Genomic DNA, 17,272 nt, shown 5'->3' with positions numbered 1-17,272 from the left:
CTGCTTGGCCGACTGCTTCAAGCTGATTGCTGCCGCACGCAGCAGAAATCCGAATGACTGCTGATGCTCAGAGCAGTCATTGCGTTGGGGGCTTCGTCACAAGTCTAATCATGGCTTAAAAACTGTCAGGTTGAGGATGGACGAACCAAGTCTGCCGACACAACCCATCGCAGAGTTATCTGCAGATGGGCTGTTAGTCTCTCCTCAAGATAGCCAAGTTACTTGGAGGAGTCCGTGTTACCTAGCTTGGAACATTGAGTGCAGGCAACATCAATGGGTTGACCCCACTGCGTGCTAGCTCTTTTTCTTCCATTTCAGCATCAAGGGCAAGGCTAGCCAAATCGTCGGCTATGAGTTCAAGCTGGTGATCCAGCTGCTGGTAGAACGCTTTCAGGTAGGTGTGGCAGCCATTGCAGCTCTCTGCTTTGATTGGCGCTTTTTCGCTTTCCAAGCACCAGTAGTCCAAAGCACCCGTGCTGTCACAGTTGGTGCAGGTAGTGCGGACCACATGCCATTGGCATTCACACAAACTGCATTGCAGGTAGCGCAGACCAGCCTGAGCACCACCTTGTACTAGGCTGCCAGTAGGAACATGGCCGCACACGGGGCAGAGATGGTTGAGGTCACCCATTTCCGCCTGCCCAGACGCTGGCAACTGGCTGCTTAGCTGGCGCCAGTACATGGACAACGCACACCACAACAACTGTGCAATACCAGGCTCCGGCAATGATGCAACATCAGCCAGTTCTTCGCCACGCAACGCGGTGAGCAGGGCATCTGCCCACACTTCGCGCTGCTTGACGTCTGCAGACTGCAGACTTTGCAGTGCCTTTTGTACCGCGCTGGTATGCATGCGCGGCTGCTCGGTCAGTTGCACCAGAAACTGTTCCAGCAGTGCTTGCCAATGAACAGATCGCTTCCATTTGGCCGAGTTCAATGGCGCTTTCTTGCTCTGCTGCAAGGCAGCACCAAGATATTGGCTTTCCTCCTCTGGCAGAGGTAGAGCTTGCGCGGTGGTCTGTTGTGCGTTGACGAGGTCCGCTGCCCATAGCAGATAGTCCGCCATCGCATGATCCTGTGCAAGTGCTTGCAGACGGCTGGATCGCTGTGTGTAGGGAAGCTTGGCGGAGGGAAGTTGCAAGGCCGCGATCTCCCCCACTCCAGGTGAGCGTTCTGATTCAGGAACGATTTGAATACTCATCGTGTTCCTTTGATTTTTGCCTTGTTCTCAGCGTTTTTGTTGCTGATTTCTTGATGCCAACGGTCATGATGGGTACGTGCCCAAGCATGGCTTACGTAGCCCGTAACCATGCCACGGATGGAGCCTTTGACCCAGAAAGCCAGATAGATGTGGCCGATGATCAGTAAGATCAGTCCAACACCTGCAACCGCATGCAGCAGTAACGCAATGCGCAGCACAGGGATGGGGAACAGGTGAGCAAAGTAGGCACGCCAAATGGCCAGACCTGTGAGCAGCAGCACGCTGATCAGCGTCATGATTCCCCAAAACAGGAATTTTTGGCCTGCGTTGTACTTACCAATACGCAGTGGCTTGCTGTGATCGCCAGCAATGACGGACTTGACGTTGTCTGCCCAGATGCGGTCCTCCTTGACGAACAGGTTGTATTTCACAAACCGGACAAACAAATAGACCAGCGCCAGAAACACCACAATGCCAAAGAAGGGATGTAAGACCCGCGCCATCTGTGGGGTGCCGAAGACGCCATTGAGCCAGTTCAAGCTGGGAAACACCCAGGACAGCCCTGACATAGCGACAAGGAAGAAGCACACCACCATGGCCCAATGGCACAAACGGTCAGGTAAGGGGGTGCGCAAAATCATGCGGTCTTTTTTCATGCCTTCTCTCCCTTCGAGGTGGATGTGTGATCACCCTCCTCATCGTCATCGTCGACTTCGTTGGGGCCGGTGGTGATGTAGTGAGCGGCAGCTCCTGCCAAGGCAGTCACGAAGCCGAGTGCTGCTAGTGGCTTGAACCAGCCTTTCCAGCCCCGCACTACGCTGCTGATCTGGGGATCTTTGGGCAGCTTGTGGTAGAGCTCGGGCTGATCGGCGTGGTGCAGCACATACATCACATGGGTGCCGCCCACGCCTTGCGGGTTGTAGACGCCGGCGTTTTCAAAGCCCCGGGTCTTCATCTCTTCCACACGGCCTTCGGCCTTGAGCAGCATGTCGTCCTTGGTGCCAAAGCTGATAGCGCCGGTGGGGCAGGTCTTGACGCAGGCCGGCTCCTGACCCACGGCCACGCGGTCGGAACACAGCGTGCACTTGTAGGCCTTGTTGTCTTCCTTACTGATACGTGGCACATCGAAGGGGCAGCCGGCCACGCAGTAGCCACAGCCGATGCAATGCTCGGACTGAAAATCAACGATGCCGTTGGCGTACTGCACGATAGCGCCGGGTTGCGGGCAGGCCTTGAGGCAGCCTGGGTCTTCGCAGTGCATGCAGCCGTCCTTGCGGATCAGCCATTCCAGTTTGCCTTGTTCGTTGACATGCTCGTCAAAGCGCATCAGCGTCCAGCTCTGGGGCGAGAGGTCGCGTGGGTTGTCGTACACGCCGAAGTTCTCACCCACGTCGTCGCGCAGATCGTTCCATTCGCTGCAAGCGACCTGGCAGGCTTTGCAGCCAATGCAGATGCTTACATCGATCAGCTTGGCGACATCGTCTTTGTGGTCGCGTGCGCGGGCGGCGGGCGTGAGGTCGTTGGTGGCCGAGCGCCGCACAATATCTTGGGATTGCATAGTCATGGGTGCTCGCCTTATGCCTTTTCGATGTTGACCAAAAAGGCCTTGAACTCAGGGGTCTGGGCGTTGGCATCGCCAATGCCAGGGCTCAGCGTGTTGGCCAGATAGCCCTTACGCGTCGCCCCCTCATAGCCCCAGTGGCAAGGAATGCCGATCTGCTCGATTTCCTGTCCATTGACTTGCAGCGTCATCACGCGCTTGGTCACCACGGCCTTGCCCTTAATATGGCCGCGCCTGCTGGAAACACGGATCACATCGCCGGCTCGGATGCCTTTTTTCTCGGCCAGTTTTTCGGACAGCTCGATGAACTGCTCAGGCTGGACGATGGCGTTCAAGCGCGAATGCTTGGTCCAGTGGCGGAACATCTCGGTGATCGAGTAGGTGGTGGCCACATAAGGGAACTGCTCGCGCGAGCCCATGCGGGCGGCGTCGTCGGCAAACACGCGCGCCACCGGGCTCTTGCTGACTTTGGGATGCAGCGGGTTGGCCGCAATCGGGCTTTCGGTGGGCTCGTAATGCTCGGGGAAAGGGCCGTCGTTCATGCCCTTGAGCGAGAACAGGCGCCCCAAACCATCGGGTTGCATGATGAAGGGACTCACACCGCTGTTCGGTGCGGCCGTCAGCGGGTAGTCGGGCACATCCGAGCCGCCCCATTTCTTGCCGTCCCAATGCAGGATCTGGCGTTTGGGATCCCAGGGCTTGCCTGCCGGATCGGCCGAGGCGCGGTTGTACAGCACACGGCGGTTGGCCGGCCAGGCCCAGGCCCAGCCAGGGGTGTTGCCATGGCCAGTGTCGGTGTTGTCGCGGCGGGCCATCTGGTTGCCGGCTTCGGTCCATGAACCAGCAAAAATCCAGCAGTAGCTCGATGTCGTGCCGTCGTCTCGCAGCATGCCGAAGTCGGACAGCAGCGTACCCTTCTTGGCGATCAGCTTGCCCGTGTCGTCAAACAGGTCCGCCAGCGCATAGCCATTGGTCTCCTTGGCCACTTCCTCGGGGTGCGGATCGTAGGGGTTGTGGTAGTCCCAGCGCATGTTCATCAGCGGCGCGGGGTTGGCGCCACCTTCCTTGGCGTACAGCTCGCGCAGCTTCATGAAGATGCCGCCCAGGATGCGGCCGTCGTGGCGCGCCTCCGCCGGTGGTTCTTGGGCCGCCCAATGCCACTGCAGCCAACGGCCGGAGTTGACGATGGTGCCGTTTTCCTCGGCAAAGCAAGACGATGGCAGGCGGAACACCGTGGTCTGGATCTGGGCAGGATCGACGTCGTTGAACTCGCCGTGGTTCTTCCAGAAGGTGGAGGTCTCGGTCTGCAGCGGATCGATGACGACTAGGAACTTGAGCTTGGACAGCGCGTCGCGGATCTTTCCCGAGTCCGGCATGGCCGCCACGGGGTTGAAGCCCTGGGCGATATAGCCGTTGACCTTGCCGCGGTACATCAGGTCAAAGTAGGCCAGCATGTCGTAGCTGCGGTCCCATTTAGGCAGCCAGTCGTAGCCCCAGCTGTTGTCCTTGGTGGCGTGCTCACCGTACAGGTCCTTCATCAGGCTGACGAAGAACTTGGGCGTGTTTTTCCAGAAGTTCACCTGGCCGGGCAGATCGGCCTGCGGCGTGGACTCCTTCAGGTAGTCGTCCATGCTCTGCTGCGCGTCGGTTGGCAGATTCAGGTAACCCGGCAGGCGCGTGGAGAGCAGGCCCAGGTCGGTATAGCCCTGGATGTTGGAGTGGCCGCGCAGCGCATTCACTCCGCCGCCGGCCATGCCGATATTGCCCAGCAGCAGCTGGATCATGGCCGAGCCGCGAATGATCTGCGCCCCTGCCGTGTGGTGGGTCCAACCCAGGGCGTATAGGAAGGTCGCGGTGCGATCGGGTACGCAGGTGCTGGCCAGTTGCTCGCACACGTGCAAAAAGTCTTCGACCTTGGTGCCGGTGATGGTGTTGACCATCTCGGGCGTGTAGCGCTCCACATGCTTTTTCAAAAGCTGAAGCACGCAGCGCGGGTGTTGCAGCGTCAGGTCTTGTAGCGCATGGCCTTGGGCATCGCGCTCGTAGTTCCAGCTGGTTTTGTCATAGCTCTTTTTGCCTTCGTCGTAGCCGCTGAAAAGGCCTTCGTCAAAGCTGTAGTCCTCGCGCACGATCAGGCTGGCGTTGGTATAGGCCTTGACGTATTCGTGCTGGATCTTGTCGTTTTGCAGCAGGTAGTTGACGACGCCCATCAAAAAGGCGGCGTCCGAGCCTGCACGGATCGGCGCGTAAAAGTCCGCCACCGAGGCGGTGCGGTTAAAGCGCGGATCGACCACCATCAGGTGGGCTTTGTTGTGGATCTTGGCCTCGATGGCCCACTTGAAGCCCACGGGGTGGGCCTCAGCGGGGTTGCCGCCCATGACCAGAATCACGTTGGCGTTCTTGATGTCCACCCAGTGGTTGGTCATTGCACCGCGCCCAAACGAAGGCGCCAGGGCAGACACCGTGGGGCCGTGGCACAAGCGGGCCTGACAGTCAAAGCCCACCATGCCCAGCGCGCGCGCAAAGCGGAAGTCCAGCACGCCGGTTTCGTTGGATGCGGCCGAAGACGCCAGCATGCCGGAGGACAGCCAGCGGTTCACGGTCTGGCCCTTGTCGTTCTTCTCAATGAAGTTGGCGTCGCGGTCGTCCTTGAGCAGGCGAGCGATGCGCTCGTTGGCCTCATCCCAGCTGATGCGCTTCCACTCGTTGGTACCGGCTTCACGCACCTCGGGGTACTTGAGGCGCTGGTCGGAATGGATATAGTCCAGTGCGCCTGCACCCTTGGGACACAGAGAGCCGCGGCTCACCGGGTGGTCCGGGTCGCCTTCGATGTGGAATATCTTGGCCTTGGCGTTCTTGGCGCCGTCGCCCAGGCTATACATCAACATGCCGCAGCCCACTGAGCAGTAGGTGCAGTTATTGCGGGTTTCTTTGGCGCGCAGTAGTTTGTACTGGCGGGGAAGAGTGGCTTGCGCCACGGATGGGGCAAAGCCCAAGGATGCAGCAGTGGCGCCAGCAGCAGCCGCGCCGCACAGCTTGAAGAATCGTCTTCTGCCGTGATTTATCATCGTGAGTGGAAGTCATAAACCGCGCTCCCATGACCATGGAGGGCGTTAGGTTTACAGGCCGCGTGTGCATGAGGCACGCCACCTGCTGAGTCGGGGGAACAACCCGAACCCGTAGGCCTCGACCTTGACGATTGCTCACACATTGCCGAGCCTCACGGGCCACGTCGAATGTTGAGGGAATGCCAATGGCAAGCAATTGAGCCACTTGATGAAAAGCAGCTCGCAAGACGAGGAATTGAGAACAAAGCCCTCAAGCTTTGTCACTTGACTCCTATAGAAGAGTCAAAGGTCCGCAAATCTATCACCTGTTACATAAATTTTGAAGAGATACCTGCATAGCGCAGATCTTTTGTCAGTTATTTCAGGCGAATCAGATTCTTTGAATCGACCAGCTTTTCCTAAACGACTTCCGACTTTGCAAAAATGTTTCGATGCGATTCCCTAAACGGCTGCTGCTCGGCCGAGAGCAGTCTTTCATGTCACAGATTCGGTTGGTAGCTATCGCTGCATAGCTGCCATAGAACGGTGAAGTTCAAATGACAGCAAAGGGTCGCAAGCTCCTGTTCACACTACCTGACAGCAGACATCCAGTGACCTATCTGCCTGCACTTGATGGTCGCTGTCCGCTGCACACCTGAAACCCGTCATTGGGCTGTCCCCCGCGTCAATGCTCGGATGGCCGGTATGGGACGGTGACCGTTAGGCTGCGTTGCGGCTACGAGCAGCGGCAATCGCTGCAAAGCGCTCCTCGACTGTCAAATCTTGAAATGCCGCATTAGATCGTTCCAAGACACTCACCCACCAGCCAGAAGCAGTCGCCGGACTAGAACCCAGCCGGAAACAGTGAGCGATCTGCAGCGGTCACAGCCTGGCCAGCAGCGGCGTACTGCGTGGTTTGCTGCGTGGTTCGCGTACATTGAAATTCGTCGTTTCCCTCACCTACGGTCAGCATGGCTGACTGTCATTGAGAACCGCCAACAAACCTTGATACGTCGTTGCGTCGCCTTGTCGTACTTCTGCACTGCCCTCGGCTTCGCGCCTCATCTCAAGCACAAGTCTTCGGTTTGCCCCGCTCTTAGCAACACAGGACTCAGATGCGCTATCTAGTGATCGGCACCAGTGGCTCGGGCAAATCCACCTTTGCAAAAAAAACTGGCGCGCAAGATCCGGGCCTCATATATCGAACTGGATTCGCACTACTGGGGGTCAGACTGGCAAGCGGTGCCACCCGAGCAGTTCAGGCATTCAGTTGTTGAAGCTACTCAAGGAGCATGCTGGGTAGCCGACGGGAACTACAGTGCTGTTCGAGACCTGCTTTGGTCACGAGCCACACATGTCGTGTGGCTCAACTACGGTCGCTTCACCGTATTTTCTCGCCTGCTCCGGCGCACTCTTGGCCATGGCATCACCCGTAAGCGTCTGTCGCACGGGAACCGGGAGTCGCTGCGGATGGCGTTTTTCTCGAAAGACTCAGTACTTCTCTGGTCGCTATCCACCTATGCAAAAAACCAGTCAAAGTTCGCCGCTCTGCGCGAGCATGGCGAGTTCGCGCATCTGCAATGGATTGAATTCTCCGAGCCTTCAGAGGCCTCGACGTTCCTCAAGGCGATCGCGACCTCACAGGAGCTCTGACACGGGTTCATCTCCACTGCCCTGCTTCAGCCCGGCATTTCAATGACCACCTTGTTGCCGCCCGGATGTCGGTTCGGTGCCTGACCGCGACGGCCGCAGTCAGGCCCGGACCAGACCGTCGAATATGCTCGCTATCGCTGCACATCGAGGTCGTAAGTGACCCAATCGGTCGCCGACGCAAGCTTGTCGTAGAGCTGGCGCGCCTGGGCATTGCTGCCAGCGGTAATCCAGCGCACCACGGGCCAGCCACGTTCCTGGGCTTTGGCAGCCACGCCCATGATCAAGCTGCGGCCTACCGGAATACGGCCGTGGGGGTTCAGCGCAAGAAAGGCGGATTGACGGTGCTCGCCTTCATCGATGCGCACATGGTGCAGCTGGTAAGGCAGAGAAAGCTCTTCAAGCGCGATCGTCGCTTTGAAGCCATTGGGGGAACTGTCGGAGTAGAGATGCAACACTGAATTTGTAGATAATCTAAAACCATCGGAATCGCCGGCATCACAAATTCTCAGATGAATACAGCCTCATATAAAGCGATCATTTCTCCCCAATAAATTTAGAAAACCTAAAGTAAACATGAGCTATCCCTTGCAGGCATTGCGCACATTCGTAGAGGTTGGGCAGCGCAAAAGCGTCAAGGCCGCAGCGCAGGCCCTGCACGTCACCCCCGGCGCCGTAAGCCAGCAAATCCGCGTGCTGGAAGACCGCCTGGGAGTTGTCTTGCTCGAACGTGAACGCCTTGGCATGCGGCTGACCGAGGCAGGTGCGAGCGTGTACCCCAGGCTGCGTGAAGCGTTTCTTCAGATTGACCAGGCGATGCATGCCCTGGAACGCAGCAAGGGAGAGCGCAGCCTGACGGTCAGCACCGTCGCAACGTTTGCGGCATCGTGGCTGGTACCTCGGCTTGGGCGCTTCAAGCAATTGCACCCCGACATCGAAATCCGCGTGGAAGCAACGTCGGAGCTGGTAGACCTGCGACGTGACCGCGTGGATGTCGCCTTGCGCCATGGGCTGGGCGACTATCCCGGGCTTGAGGTCACCTGCCTCATGGCGCCGGTTCTGACGCCTGTCGCTTCACCCGAGTTCTTGAAGACCTGCCAGGGGGCGGTGATCAATGAGGCAGGCGATTGCCTTGACTACCCCCTGCTCCACGACGGAGACCGCGCAGATTGGCCGCTCTGGCTCAAGGCGCACGGGGTGGCCGACGACGCGCGTGCGCAGCGCGGCAGCGCATTTGAAGACGACTTCCTTCTCATCCGCGCGGCGGAAGCTGGACAGGGCCTGGCGCTGGTGCCGCAGGCATATGCCCAGGAAGAAATCGCGACAGGCCGACTCGTTCAGGTGCTGGACAAGCCCTGGCCGGCAAGATTCGCCTACTACGCCGTGACCCGCCCTGGTGCGGCTGACCGCCCCGAAGTGCGCGCCTTCCTGGACTGGATTCGCGCAGAAGCGGCCCAGTAAGGCTGCAAGCAGAGACCCTGCTGCCTTGCTGCCTTGCTGCCCTGCAAGTTGCTCGAATTGAATCACCCGCCGCGCGAAGCCGCAGCCAGTACCGCCGTACAACAAGGCGAAGCAACGACGTATCAAGAGTTGTGTTCGCGGCTCCAAGGCAATACCGGGCGATGCAATAACCGCCACGGCAATCAGCGATTATTCATACCATTGTTGAATGGCAATTTCCCAAGCTACTGAAGGTATTTCGCCAATAGACCCGACATGTAACGGCAATGACCCGACACGGCCCCCTCTCAAGCCTGGAATCTCGTCCACTCGCTCAAAAACAGATTATCTCCAGCATTGATTCCTCTAAATGGAATGTCTTAATATTATCTTACTTCTTTCCCTCCAATATCTAAACAATAAAAATTCGGCGTATCAAATATCAATTGAGATATTTCATCTCACAAAAAATACTCAACTTATTTTCCAAGAAACATCACCAAGCAAATACGCTAAATTAATGACTTAAATACACCATCGATATCCAAGACAACAATGCAAATAGCACAAAATTTACGACGTTTTATTTCAATTTCATATAAATTGAAAAATTTAATTAACATAGTTAAGTCAATTAATTATATTAACAACACGACTCAACAAACACAACATCAAGCGGCTACCCATTTCCCAGGATTCATTTTGTAAATTCAGTAAAAATTGACATTATTTGACATTTTCTATGGATTTCCCAATGAGCACTAATTAGTTTCCTAGAGTATTCAAGCCCCCTGGTCTTTTCGTCGGGAGCCATCTATGCCAGCCGTCCAGACTTCATCTTGCCCGCCCTTGTTCACCCATCACAATGACGCCCCTCCATCGCTTAGCCACTCGATGTGGCCCGGGCACATGGTGGGCCAGCGAGAGCAGCCCGTTCGCGTCTTTCTGGTGGACGACGACAGCCATATCCGCAGAGTGATTGCCCAGGATCTGATGGGCGACTCAAGAACCCTGCTGGTTGGGCACGCCTGCAGCTTGCGTGAGGCACGCAAGAGCATTCAGCAGCACGACTTCGACGTTCTGATGATTGATCTCAACCTGGGCGACGGTGAAGGTCTCGATTTGCTTGAACTTGTCCAGGGAACACACCCCCATGTGCAAAGCATTATCGTCTCGGTAACTGAAAGAGATGAAAAGGTCTTTCAGGCTTTCGAGAAAGGTGCTGTAGGCTATTTGCTGAAAAACTCCTGGTTTGGCGACTACGCACAAGCTGTATTGCAAGTTGCCAATGGCGGTGCGTCCATTACTCCATCTCTTGCCAAGAAAATCCTGTCGCTGGTCAGCAGATCACAAACTTATGTCGTTCCGGCGTCAAGCCTCACCAAGGAAGAGAAACTTTCTGAGCGAGAAATAGAAATACTGAAGCTCATTGCCTGCGGCTACAGCTCTCCTGAAATATCCACGCAACTCAAGATAAGCACATTGACCGTATCCACGCATGTAAAGAACATGTACCGGAAACTGCAGGCCAAGACAAGAGCTCATGCAGTGAAAGCCGCCTCTTTGCGTGGGTTGATATAAATTTGAAGGCATTTTCTATATCTATCGCCCGAGATGGCAAGCGTATGGAATCACTGAGAAATATCGGTTGGAGGGCAACAACCATTTTCCTTCAAACCATTACCATACTGAGCTGGTGTTTTCTCACACCACTGCGGGATCAGAATTGGTTTTTTGTCTTCAGTATTTTGGTGGCTTTGAGCGGATTGTTTATCTCGCTTCGCTACATTCCTCGAATCTATCGTCTCATCAAGGCCAGGCTGCGCGCCAGTGCCCAACCCTCAAAAGAAGTCCAGGAAGAGCGCAAGCGCATCGCGTCAGACCTGCACGACACCCTGGGCAGCCAGTTGGTAGAGGCCTTGAACCTGATGAACTCACAGCCCTCGGTTGAAGATGGCCCTGCCAGAAAAGTCCTTGAGCAATCGCTGCTGGACCTGCGCCTGATCGTCGACTCCATGGATGCGCAATCCGACAACCTGGCCATGCGCCTGGCGCGATTGCGCTACCGGCTGGAGCCAGCGCTTCAAAGAAAAGGCCTTGTACTGCACTGGCAGTTGACCGACCCTGAGCTCGGGGTCGGACAGCAGACGACGCTGCAGCTTCCCAAAGATCGCGTTGCGCATGAAATCCTGGCCGTCGTTCAGGCCGGCATAAGCAATGCCATCGAGCACGCCCATGCAACCGAGATGTGGCTGACCCTGGAGCCCTATCAACAAGGCGATCTGCAGAGCTTCGGCTGGGACTGGTATCTGAGCATAGAAGACAACGGCACGGGCTTCGATCTTCGAGCCGTGCTCAACAACCCCGGCAAGTCCGGGCAAGGCGTCATCAACATGTTTCATCGCATGCGAAACATCGGCGGCGACCTTCACATCCAACCCCGTCATGGTGGAGGCACGCAGGTATTGATGCGATGGCGGTCTGAACCGACCAGCCTTTGCTAGTGAAGCCTGAATTGAGCGGGCAGCGCAGGAAGCCATCATCGGAAAGCTCTCCGCACACCCTGAAAAAAGGCCCCTTGAAAGCCCTATGCAGGCCTGCTGAAGGCGTCTTGTCGTCGACAGAGATCCTGTGCCGGCGCTGGAGCAGCACCCAGAGTCGTGCCCACGTCATGCCCATTCCATGCCCACCTCATGCTCGGTTGGGGCACCAGGGCAAGCGATCTCATCTCATTGATGAAACACGCCGCTATTCAGGCAAAACGCCATCAGCTCCTGATTGGACTTCGCCTCGAGCTTGCGCATCGCGGTCATCTTCTGCGAGCTGACCGTCTTGATGCTGCGGTTCAGACGTTCGGCAATCTCGGCAAGGCTGCCTCCCCGCACGTAGTAGCGCAGGACTTCGAACTCGCGCGGAGTCAACGACTTGAAGCGCTCCTGCAACATCTGATGCTGAAGCGAAACGTTGGTCTCCAGGAAGGATGGCGGGGTGTAGGTGTTGCCCAGCGACACCAGCCGTATGGCCTTGAAGACCTCGGTGGGGTCGTCCTGCTTGAAGACCACGCCCTTGACGCCGGCCTCGTAGAGCGCCTTCACGATCATCGGGTTCGACAGCATCGTCAGCACGATGACCTTCAGGCCCTCGAACTGGCGCAGCAGATAGCCGATGAACTTGATGCCGTCGCCGTACTGCGGATCAGGCATGTGATAGTCGACGATGACGATGTCGGGAAGAGACTTCGTCAGCTCCGCCACAAGCTCCGTCGAAGAGCTGGCAGTGGCGGTCAGCGTGAGATGGATATTTTGCTTGAGCAGGTCGCCAAGCCCCATCAGCACCAGCGGGTGATCATCTGCCAGGACTATTCGTAGTTTCGTCATGCTTCTCTCAATTCGGCCTCGATTTTGCCCGCCAAAATCCCGGCTTATCGAGATGTGTCTCAAGACGGCATTAACTTTCAGGAGTGCGCTGCACGACCTCTTGAAGCTAATCAAGACTGATTAGAAAAGATATTCCCGAAACGCAATAGTTAAAAATCTACAACTGTCGGGTTGCGGGCAGCAGCCAGAAAACTCTTGACAAATATTGCGCCCGGTCTCCCCCCGAAAGCTCCGAATTTCAAGATCGCACAAGGCGACTTTGAGAATTTTCTGAGACTTTCCAGGCTCCCATTTTCATATCCTTGCCAGGCACCTCAACAAAAGGTGCGCAAGCAAATCGCAATGCATTTGCATTCGATTTGAGGGAGTTTCCGCACCCGCACTCCAACGCCCGGAAACACTTTCTCAATCTTCAATCAAAGAGTCATTTATGAAAAAACTCGTTATGAGCCTGGCCGTCCTGTCTGCACTCGGTGCTGCGAGCATCGCTCAAGCCGCCCCGGCCGATGGCGCCAAGGGCCTTATCAAGTTCACCGGCGTGATCAATGCAGACACATGTGTCCTGAGCAGCCCCAGTGGCACGATCGCCGGCAAGACCCTGACCGTGGACATGCAGGAAGTCCCCGCCGCCTCGCTGGGCACCGAAGACGCGCCCACCACGACTGGTAACGGTCTGACGGCCGAGGCAAGGGATCTGGATCTGGACATCCAATGCGCCACCGGCACCAAGGTGTCGATGTCCCTCACCCCGTCCGCACCCTCTGGCAAGGGTATTGCAGTGGAAGGCGGTGCCAAAAACGTGCAAATCGTGCTGACGCGTGACGGCAATTTGGTGGACTTCACATCCGGCTCCGCCGATGTGGCTGCCAGCCCTGCGGTCGACGGCAAGTTCCGCGTGCCGCTGAAGGCCTATTACACCCGCGTGGCCGGCAAGGCACAGGCCGATGTCACGGTGGGTGCTGCCAACGCAACGGTCAACTACGTCCTGAAGTACGAGTAAATATCGGAATGCCGCGGCAAGCCGGTAAGCCGGCCGGGCCGCGGCTCAAAAAAAAGAGATTGCAATGACATCTTTCGCCCAATTCCAACGCATCTTCGTCGGCGGCTTTGCGGCAGTGGGCATGCTCTACGGAACTTGCGCCCAAGCATCAATATCACTGAGTGCGACCCGCGTAATTGTCCAAGAGAAGAAGCAGGAAGCCTCTATCTCAGTGCGCAATAGCGGCACCCCGACTCTTGTCCAGGCATGGCTGGATTCGAATACGCCCGATGCTGCCGACAACCTTCCTTTTGCCGTCACACCGCCGCTTGCCAAGATTGCTGCACCCGGTCAGCAGCTCATGCGCGTACTCTATGCCGGAGGCAACACCGGTCTTCCCGGCGACCGCGAATCGGTCATGTGGTTGAACGTGCAAGAAATCCCTCAATCGACAGGCGGAGAAAACCATCTTCAGATCGCGGTTCGGCAGCGGATCAAGGTATTTTTCCGCCCGACCGGAATCGTGGGCGCCGTCGCCGATGCGCCAGGCTCCTTGCGCTGGGCCCTTGTCCAGGACGCAGGCCGGCCGACACTCAAGATCACCAACCCCAGCATGTACCACGTGTCGTTCGCCTACCTGGGTATTGCCGGCGGCAAGGAACTGCCTACGCCGGAAATGATCGCTCCGGGCGAAACGCGCTTGCATAGCGTCGACGGCGTTGCGCCCAATACAAGCATCACCGTCAAGATCATCAATGACTTCGGCGGCGTTGACGCCTTTGACGTTCAACCGACCGAGGAGTCCGCAAGGCCTTCTTCAGCAGTCAAGGCAGACCAGTAGCGGCAGGGCGCCCTCTTCTGCGCCCTGTCTTCCACATCCCCGGGTTCGGACAAGCATTCCGCTGCACATCTGCGGATAGGGCCTTCTTACGCCCTGTTTTTGAGGCCGCCCGCCAATTTGCTCGCCCACCTATGCAGAACCATCACGAACTTCCTCGCGACGACCTCTCTCCTCATCCTGTTCTTCGCCGCTGGCTGGCTGGCGTGCTGTGCGCATCTCAGGCCGTTGGTGCAGCAGCGTGGGCAGAACAGGAAGCCGTGCACCAGGCACCAGGCGGGGCTGCGGCGCCCCTCAAAAAGCCGCAAGCGGTACAGGTTGCTGCGCTGGACGCCCCGGTCGTCGTCGGCTACAACACGGCCTTCCTCTACGGAATGACATCCACCACCGACATCAGGACACTGCTGGCTGGTTCGGGCGTTCCACCGGGCTTTCAACGCGTCGACTTCTATATCAACCAGATGCTTGCCGGCCGCTTGGATGTCGAGTTTTCGCGCAACCCCAAAAGCGACGAAATCGAACCGTGCATTACCGTGGCCATGCTGGAACAAGGCGGGGTTGATCTGGCCAAGCTCCCCAGCCCGCTGGAGCCAGGCGCCAGCTGTCTGCGCCTCCAGGAAGTCATACCGGACGCAAGCGCTGCATACGATATGGCAAGCCTGCGCCTGAACGTGAGCGTGCCGCAGATCTACATGACATCGCTGCGTCGTGGCTATATCAACCCCTCTCTGTGGGAGACCGGCGCCGACGTTGCCTTTCTCAACTACAGCCTCAATGCACGCCGCAGCGAGTCGCAGCACGGCGACTCCCGGAGCGATCTCAGCGCCAGCGTCCGTTCAGGGGTCAACCTGGGGGAATGGCGCTTGCGAAATGACTCGTACTTCACTTCAGGAAGCCGTCAACCGTCCAAGTTCACCAGCCAGAACACCTATCTGCAGCGCGGCTTCAACACCATCAAAAGCCAGATGGTCGTGGGAGAGACATACACCTATTCGCCGTTGTTCGACAGCGTGCGCTTTCTCGGCATGCAACTCGCATCCGATGAGGCCATGCGACCTGACGAGGAGCGAGGCTACGCGCCGGTGATCCGCGGCACGGCGGAAAGCAACGCGACCGTGGAAGTCCGCCAGAATGGCTATCTGATCTACACGACGACCGTTGCCCCCGGCCCGTTTGCAATCACTGACTTGCAGCCCTCCGGCACCAACGGCGACCTGGAGATCGCAGTCATCGAGGCCAGCGGTGCCCGGCGAATATTTCGGCAGGCATTCGCCAGCCCTCCGCTGATGGTTCGCGAAGGCCGGATCAAGTACGACATTGCAGCCGGCCAGGTGCGCCTGGATCGCCGACAGCAGGAGCGGCCTGGTTTTGTCAGCGGATCGATGATCTACGGCCTGACGGCCAACACCAGCCTGGCTGCCGGTCTGCAGGCCTCGCCCGGCTATTTCTCATACTCGCTGGGTGCGGGCCTGAACACGCCGCTTGGCGCGGTCTCCCTGGATGCCATCCACTCGCGCAGCAACGCCGGTAGCTCGTCCGCAAGCGGGGACCGTCTCAACCTTCGCTATGCAAAATTTGTCGAGACGACCGGCTCCCATGTCTCCTTCAATGTGCAGCATGGCTTGCGCGAAGGGTTTCGCACGCTCTCCGATCACATCGAGCGAAACGGCGCACAGTTCGGCTCGCGGCCCGGCTCGTATTTGAACCTGGGGCGAGCAAGCAGACAGCGCCTGGACGGCTACCTCTCTCAACCTATCGGCCGTGGCCATATCTACCTGAACGGGTCCTATGGCAAAAACTGGAAGGGAACTACTTCGCGCAGCGTGTCGCTGGCGTACAACAATACGATCGGCAAGCTGAACTACAACATCTCGTTCACGCAATCACGAAACCTGAACTCGTCATGGGCCAACGCTCACGCTCCTCGTCATGACAACACCTTGATGCTCACGCTCAGCATGCCCCTGGGCGGCCCGGGCAACTCCACGCACGCCTTCTCAACACTGAGTCGACAACGTGCCGGTACAAGTGCGCAGGCCGGCGTCTCCGGCACACTGCCCTTCGAACGCAATGTCAGCTACACCGTGGCCGGCAACAGAGATGCGGACGGCCAGCGAGACGCCTCGATCGGCGTGGGCACCGCAACCTCATTCGGCCGCCTCAATGCCAGCTACACCCATGGCGACCGCTACCGTGCGAGCAATTTCTCGGCATCGGGGTCCGTCGTGGCCCACGCGGGCGGCGTCAACCTCGGCCAGGGCTTGGGCGAAACCTTCATGCTCGCCAAGATCGAGCCGCCGGTGCCGGGCGTGGCAATCTCGAGCTTCTCCGGCGTCGAGACAGGACGCAATGGCTATGCAGTCATCCCCAGCGCTACCCCTTTCCGCGGCAACTGGGTGACGCTCAGGACACTGGGACTCTCCAAGGACGTCGATATCACCAACGGCACGCAGATGGTGGTGCCTACACGGGGCGCAGCCGGGCTGGCCAGGTTCACGGCAGTGACCGGGCGCCGCGTGCAGTTCGAATTGCGCGGGACCGACGGCCAGCCCCTGCCCTTTGGCGCGACAGTCGATGAACTGGACGGGACAAGGCTGGGGATTACCGACCCGCGCGGCCGTGCCCTGACCCTGCTGCCCACAGACCGCGAACACGGCGAGCTGGACGTACGCTGGGACAAGGCCACATGCCGCGTTGCCTATACGCTGCCGCCAAAGGTCGAAGGCGAGAACTACCAGCGCCACGCGCTTACCTGCTCGACACCCATCCCGCCCTCCCCCGCGCGCAAGGACCCTGCCTCCATTGCAGCAAGCGATGTTCGGCCGTCCCAAGGCAGGGCCCCAAGGCTGACGCCTCATAACAGACGTCCAACAGGCCCAAAGGGCGGGAAGTGGTTCCCGCCCTTTTTTGTCCCGGCCAGGTAGCCAGATAGAGCGCTGAGCCCTCAAGGCATAGACGGCTGGAGCTGGCGGCAGCCAGAACGCTACCTTCGCCAGCAAGTTCCATATGCCGACACACGGAATGGATTGAGCCGGCCGCTCTGCAACGCTCAAACACCGTCGCGCCTTCATCGATACTTGCCTGACTTTTCGCGGCTCTCGACTCCTCGCCTTGCAATCTGGCTGGCGATGCCCCGTGATCTGATGGTCTGAGACAGGCACGGCGGCGCCAGCAGTCAT

11 protein-coding genes and 2 pseudogenes are annotated in these 17,272 nt (G+C 58.0%); 7 read left to right on the top strand and 6 right to left on the bottom strand.

What is annotated here, in order from left to right; all coding sequences use genetic code 11:
* Positions 1 to 241: 241 nt before the first annotated feature.
* Genes fdhE through fdnG form a run of 4 tightly spaced genes read right to left on the bottom strand, consistent with a single transcriptional unit; the run spans position 242 to position 5,830 of the window.
* A complete protein-coding gene (gene fdhE / locus V8Z78_RS20025) occupies positions 242 to 1,201 on the bottom strand; it encodes a formate dehydrogenase accessory protein FdhE (protein ID WP_046462334.1) in 960 nt (319 codons plus the stop codon).
* On the bottom strand, positions 1,198 to 1,857 hold the full coding sequence (locus V8Z78_RS20020) for a formate dehydrogenase subunit gamma (RefSeq protein ID WP_046462335.1): 660 nt from the start codon (positions 1,855 to 1,857) through the stop codon (positions 1,198 to 1,200). The genes fdhE and V8Z78_RS20020 overlap by 4 nt, the downstream gene beginning before the upstream one ends.
* The gene (gene fdxH / locus V8Z78_RS20015; protein WP_349731966.1) at positions 1,854 to 2,765 is read right to left on the bottom strand and encodes a formate dehydrogenase subunit beta; all 912 of its coding nucleotides are present in this window, start codon (positions 2,763 to 2,765) and stop codon (positions 1,854 to 1,856) included. The genes V8Z78_RS20020 and fdxH overlap by 4 nt, the downstream gene beginning before the upstream one ends.
* A gap of 11 nt (positions 2,766 to 2,776) precedes the next feature.
* On the bottom strand, positions 2,777 to 5,830 hold the full coding sequence (gene fdnG, locus V8Z78_RS20010) for a formate dehydrogenase-N subunit alpha (RefSeq protein WP_502878865.1): 3,054 nt from the start codon (positions 5,828 to 5,830) through the stop codon (positions 2,777 to 2,779).
* A 1,094-nt stretch (positions 5,831 to 6,924) separates the two neighbouring features.
* Between fdnG and V8Z78_RS20005 the strand changes: the two are divergent.
* Positions 6,925 to 7,462, top strand: a pseudogene (locus V8Z78_RS20005) (AAA family ATPase).
* Between the two features lie 269 nt (positions 7,463 to 7,731).
* Here V8Z78_RS20005 and V8Z78_RS20000 read toward each other — a convergent pair.
* A pseudogene (locus V8Z78_RS20000) lies at positions 7,732 to 7,917 on the bottom strand (glutathione S-transferase N-terminal domain-containing protein); the annotation flags it as partial.
* 118 nt (positions 7,918 to 8,035) lie between these two features.
* Between V8Z78_RS20000 and V8Z78_RS19995 the strand changes: the two are divergent.
* From V8Z78_RS19995 to V8Z78_RS19985, 3 genes are all read left to right on the top strand, one after another.
* Positions 8,036 to 8,920, top strand: coding sequence for a LysR substrate-binding domain-containing protein (locus tag V8Z78_RS19995; RefSeq protein ID WP_046462331.1), 885 nt, complete (start codon positions 8,036 to 8,038; stop codon positions 8,918 to 8,920).
* A gap of 888 nt (positions 8,921 to 9,808) precedes the next feature.
* On the top strand, positions 9,809 to 10,480 hold the full coding sequence (locus V8Z78_RS19990) for a response regulator (protein ID WP_052951111.1): 672 nt from the start codon (positions 9,809 to 9,811) through the stop codon (positions 10,478 to 10,480).
* Positions 10,481 to 10,524: 44 nt separating this feature from the next.
* Entirely contained in the window at positions 10,525 to 11,403 is an 879-nt protein-coding gene (locus V8Z78_RS19985) for a sensor histidine kinase (protein ID WP_349731965.1), read from the top strand.
* Between the two features lie 225 nt (positions 11,404 to 11,628).
* Here V8Z78_RS19985 and V8Z78_RS19980 read toward each other — a convergent pair whose 3' ends face one another.
* Positions 11,629 to 12,276, bottom strand: coding sequence for a response regulator (locus tag V8Z78_RS19980; protein ID WP_034363443.1), 648 nt, complete (start codon positions 12,274 to 12,276; stop codon positions 11,629 to 11,631).
* 430 nt (positions 12,277 to 12,706) lie between these two features.
* Between V8Z78_RS19980 and V8Z78_RS19975 the strand changes: the two genes are divergently transcribed.
* The 3 genes from V8Z78_RS19975 to V8Z78_RS19965 all read left to right on the top strand — a co-directional run bounded on the left by V8Z78_RS19975 (position 12,707) and on the right by V8Z78_RS19965 (position 17,017).
* A complete protein-coding gene (locus V8Z78_RS19975; RefSeq protein ID WP_349731964.1) occupies positions 12,707 to 13,276 on the top strand; it encodes a fimbrial protein in 570 nt (189 codons plus the stop codon).
* A gap of 64 nt (positions 13,277 to 13,340) precedes the next feature.
* Positions 13,341 to 14,096 carry a fimbrial biogenesis chaperone gene (locus V8Z78_RS19970; RefSeq protein ID WP_349731963.1) on the top strand — a complete coding sequence of 252 codons (756 nt, stop codon included), beginning with the start codon at positions 13,341 to 13,343 and terminating at the stop codon, positions 14,094 to 14,096.
* 131 nt (positions 14,097 to 14,227) lie between these two features.
* Positions 14,228 to 17,017, top strand: coding sequence for a fimbria/pilus outer membrane usher protein (locus V8Z78_RS19965; RefSeq protein WP_349731962.1), 2,790 nt, complete (start codon positions 14,228 to 14,230; stop codon positions 17,015 to 17,017).
* The last annotated feature ends 255 nt before the right edge of the window (positions 17,018 to 17,272 follow it).

Origin of the sequence: Comamonas sp. wu1-DMT (assembly GCF_040187805.1) — a bacterium.
GTDB lineage: Bacteria > Pseudomonadota > Gammaproteobacteria > Burkholderiales > Burkholderiaceae_C > Comamonas > Comamonas thiooxydans.
The sequence above is the reverse complement of the archived record's forward strand: the minus strand, read 5'-3'. Positions and strand labels throughout refer to the sequence as shown.